Source organism: Acinetobacter sp. AHP123, assembly GCF_023757925.1.
In the GTDB taxonomy this organism is placed as follows: Bacteria; Pseudomonadota; Gammaproteobacteria; order Pseudomonadales; family Moraxellaceae; genus Acinetobacter; species Acinetobacter oleivorans.
The window spans coordinates 1-4,275 of sequence record NZ_CP092457.1; the positions used below are offsets into that span (position 1 = coordinate 1).

3 protein-coding genes and 1 pseudogene are annotated in these 4,275 nt (G+C 37.3%); 1 reads left to right on the forward strand and 3 read right to left on the reverse strand.

The window, feature by feature from the left end:
- Positions 1–74: 74 nt before the first annotated feature.
- Positions 75–347 (forward strand): annotated as a pseudogene (locus MJX77_RS19295) (DUF8583 domain-containing protein); the annotation flags it as partial.
- 345 nt (positions 348–692) lie between these two features.
- On the opposite strand, the gene repM reads toward MJX77_RS19295, so the two are convergent.
- The 3 genes from repM to mobQ form a co-directional block, all read right to left on the reverse strand.
- On the reverse strand, positions 693–1,625 hold the full coding sequence (repM, locus tag MJX77_RS19300; RefSeq protein WP_252061415.1) for a replication initiation protein RepM: 933 nt from the start codon (positions 1,623–1,625) through the stop codon (positions 693–695).
- Positions 1,626–2,714: 1,089 nt separating this feature from the next.
- Positions 2,715–3,185, reverse strand: coding sequence for a hypothetical protein (locus MJX77_RS19305; protein WP_252061391.1), 471 nt, complete (start codon positions 3,183–3,185; stop codon positions 2,715–2,717).
- Positions 3,182–4,135, reverse strand: a complete 954-nt coding sequence (gene mobQ, locus MJX77_RS19310; RefSeq protein ID WP_252061395.1) for a MobQ family relaxase — start codon at positions 4,133–4,135, stop codon at positions 3,182–3,184. The genes MJX77_RS19305 and mobQ overlap by 4 nt, the downstream gene beginning before the upstream one ends.
- Positions 4,136–4,275 lie beyond the last annotated feature (140 nt).

The window sequence follows — 4,275 nt, forward strand, 5'->3', positions numbered from 1 at the left end:
GCATATAGCCCGCTTGAATTTCAATTCATAGGGCCTTATGCTTGAGTGGTTTTCTATATCCCGAAATCTGAATCATGACAAAAGCTGCTGAAACTCTTGAAAAGAAAATCGAAGCCCAGTTAGAGAAGCTGAAACAGTTAAAGGCTCGTAAACAGGCTATCGAAGCAAGAGAACGTACCAAGCAAAAAGAACAGCAACGAAAAGATGATACTCGGCGTAAAATTTTGCTCGGTTCTTATTTAATTAAGAAAATGCAGAATGAAGCTAACAAAGAAAAAATACTCGCTGAACTCAACGAATATTTAATAGAAAATAGAGATAGACAGCTTTTTAACTTACCTCCTATTAATGAAGTTCAAGAAAAAAAATACGATACTTTTGAAAAGGAATTTAAGTCATTTGAGGAGGCAGATAGTTTTTCTAAAAAATTTCTTAAAAACATGAATGGATTTACCTCTATTAAAGAAGTAAATGGCACATGGCTCTTAATTATGGGAGTCGATGAGTCTAGTGACCAATATATTGAACTAGCAGATATTTTCTACAATCCATCATACGAGCAACTTCACACAGAAGATGAAGATTGGGAGCCAGATTTTGATAGTGATCGCAAGGTTACGAATGTAGGGCTTAACGGTTATCCAGCAGGTTACGATACTAGCCTTACTAACCGCTATTGAACCTAGTTAGTTTTAAGCTGGCTGAAATCCAGCTTTTTCTAAGCAAGGATAAAGCTCTCTAAATTTTTCAGGCTCTAAAAGCATATCAGCGATACGAATAGCAAATTGTTGGTAGCTTTCTGTTCCTTGCGAATATTTACTCATATCAGGCATTTCAGACATTTTATTGGCAAATAAATGACGTTGGGCATCAGTCATTTTGATAAAAAAGTCAGGTGTATTGGGATCACGCTTAACTTCAATTTTTGGCTGTTGCTTCTGTTTTAACTTAAATGAAAAGCCTGAAATTAAACGTCCTTTTTTATGCTGTTCATACGTCACGGTAATATCTGTATGTTCATTGATCTGCTTAATAGAAGGCTCTAGTACACGCTTTTTAAAGTCACTCATTGCTGTGTACTCATTTTCTAAAAGTCCTAGTCTATTTCTAAAAGTACTAATTTCTATTTGTGGCACTTTACCGACTTCACGCCAAGCTATAAGAAGCTCATAAAGCCTAGTAGCGTACTTACTTGTTAAGTGTGCGACTTGTTTGGCTTGGTAGCTTGTGAAGTGTTCTTCTAAGCGTGTTACCAGTGGGACAACATCAGGAGCAAAAGTTATTTCTAGTAATGCTAAATCATCAACATAAAAAATACGGCTAACCCAACGTGAACGTACAACACCAGTTTTCCCTGTTCTTTTATATTCGGCTGTATAGCTAAACTGACGGTTAAATAAGTTATTCACTGCTTCTTTAAGGGCTTTATACGAAGCATCAATGGATACATTAAACAACTTTGCATAATCACTAGCATGAATTTCCAACTTGCTATCGGCTGTGATGCCCTGCCCTGATTCTCTGGCATTAATGATGGCAAGCATAATCAGACGCTGTTCTGTTAATTCCAAGTTATAACTGGCATTGATTAAAGCATTATCTTTCACAACTAAACTGTTCTTCATAAAACAGTCCTTATTATTATTGAATTAAAAGACAATGTATTCCAATATCCTTTTAAGGTCAACTTATTTAATGTCCTTTAATTAAGAGCTACTGTCCGTTTATATAAGAGCTACTGTCCGTTTATATAAGAGCTACTGTCCGTTTATATAAGAGCTACTGTCCGTTTATGCCTTCTGAAATTCACGTATACCAATGCTTTCACCCTTCCTAAAAGCATTTAAAAGCTTTAAAAATAATTAAAAGCCTTTCGAGAGGGGAGTACAAACTGCCCTATGTACTCGCTAAAGCTCGTACTCTATTGAAGCTCGTTCCTCGCTTCGTGGGGCAGTTTTTGGTTAATCCTGTTTGTGAAATCTAAAAGAAAAAGCATTGGTAATGTATTCGCTTCGCTCATACTTTTTGAAAAGCAAAAGCTCCAAAGTTCGCACCCATTCGGGATGCTCTGTACCTACCGTTTAAAATCGAAAGGGAGCTTGTAATCAGAGAAAAGACGAGCGTGAAATTTTGATGATGCTCAATCGCTCGTAGACACTCGCTCGGTTCTTATTATCTAGGTTTTAATTATTTAATGGAGCTAATCAAAGTTGTGAAACATTGCTTAAATAATAGGCGTGGAACGTGAAAAATCATAAAAAAAAAGCCCACCTTGGGGAGGTTGGGCAAAAAAGAAACTACAGAATTGAATTTTTACACTTTTTGTATAGGGTGCAGATGCTACCTTAATATTACCTCTTATTGTTGAAAGGATCATCCCTCCATTCTTTATATAATGAATAGATCAACCAAACGGCTAATATAAGTAATAAAAGTATAGCTATAAGATATAAATCCATGGTTAATAACACTAAAATTATATTTAGCAATTACACATTTATTAACAAATATTAGCAATTACTTTACAAAAAAAAAACTGGATTTAAAACCAATTTTTTAAAACATTGCGAAAATATAAAATCTGATAAGCAAAATAAAAAGTAAAGCTCGATACTTTGAGACATGGCTATTGCTATATCTCAAAGTCGAGCCACTTTGCGCTAGTCGGTATCGACAAGATTTCTAGAAGAACCAAGCAAAGTATTTAGTTGGTATTATTTAGGATCAATAACACAGTAATCCTTATTCGTTCCATGACAGTCATTTTTCATAACTCGGACGCATGATTTACCATTACAGTTTTTAATATCGAGTTTATAGCTTTGATCTAGCCAAGCTGCTTCAGCACGACGTTGTTTGATCTCATCAAAACTTGGAATAAATAAAAATATAAAAGACAGGAAAACTAATACCAGACTAAGGAAAATTGCACACAACAAGGCAATAAATCTGTAGTTCAATTTATCGGTGGCTTTATCTAACTCCTGAATACGACCTTGAAGGGCACGTGTAGCTTCCTGATTTGCGTTATTTAGGGTCTTTTTGCTCTGTTCTAGTACTCCACTAGCTACCTTATTGTAAAACGTCTCTAATCGCTTGTTATCATCTGCTATGGCTTCCCTGTATTCCTTCATGGATGCCAATAAAATATATAACTGGTCGTCTAAATCGTTTTGATTGCTCATAGGGAAGGCCCATTTCTATTCATGCTTTTGCGTTGTTTCAGCTTCATCGCTTGTTCTTGCTGTAGCTTTAACTGCTTTTTATGTTCCAGTTCTAGGCGTTTAGCTTCCTGATCTTTCTTCCATTGCTCAAAGCCTTTTTCAACACGGTTGAAACCCTGTTCTAAGGTCTGTTCCTTGTGCTGTTGTTTGTATTGGAGCTGTTGACTGTTCTGCTGTTTGATCGTGTCGTTGAAACGGCTAATTTCAGTATCTATGCCCTTTCTGCGCATCTGGGTGACTTTACTGCCTTCATGTATGGTGGCTTGTAGCTGATTACCTTGATCGGCATAACTGCGGTGGTCGATTCTTTCCCGATACCCTGCATATTCCAGAGCATGATTGGCTAAGTTTGCCCAGGTGGCTCGAATCTGTTTAATTTCTTCCTGGCTTGTTCCCATGCCTAAGCTTTTTCTTTTGGTGTTACTTAACTCAATTTCCGATTTTTGAGTGAGAACCAGTTTATTTTCAGTATCTAATTCTGCTTTGCGAGTTGTCAGTAAGATATGTGCATGATGGTTTTTATCATCTCCACCTTTGCTAGGTGCATGAATCGCTAAATCTGCAACCACCCCATAACGGTCTACTAAAGATTGAGCAAACTCTCTTGCTAGTTCTTTTCGCTGTTCTTCATCCAGCTCGTCCGGTAGAGCAATCACCCATTCACGTGCGGTTCGGGCATCTTTCCGATTTTCTGATTTTTCCGCAAGATTCCAAACTTTGCTTCGGTCTAATTCAGTATCCAAGTTAGAAAGAATCTCTGTATACACCACACCTTCTTTTCTCGTGAAGTCGTGCGTTAACCCTGTCCGTTCATCTGTCAATTTTTCTCCTGCACGATAGGCCATAGATGCTACCGCAGTTCGTCCCGAACTTCGGTTAACGGTCTTAGTCGTACAGTGATAAATTGCCATGCCTTAGCCTTGTGATGGTTTTGCTTTTGCTTTTAAAAAATTGCGTAGCAATTTTTTGGGGTTAAGGGGTATCCCCTTACGCAAACTTTGACTTGGATCAAATCCAAGTCGTAAGTGCGCATTTCATGAAAAACACGATA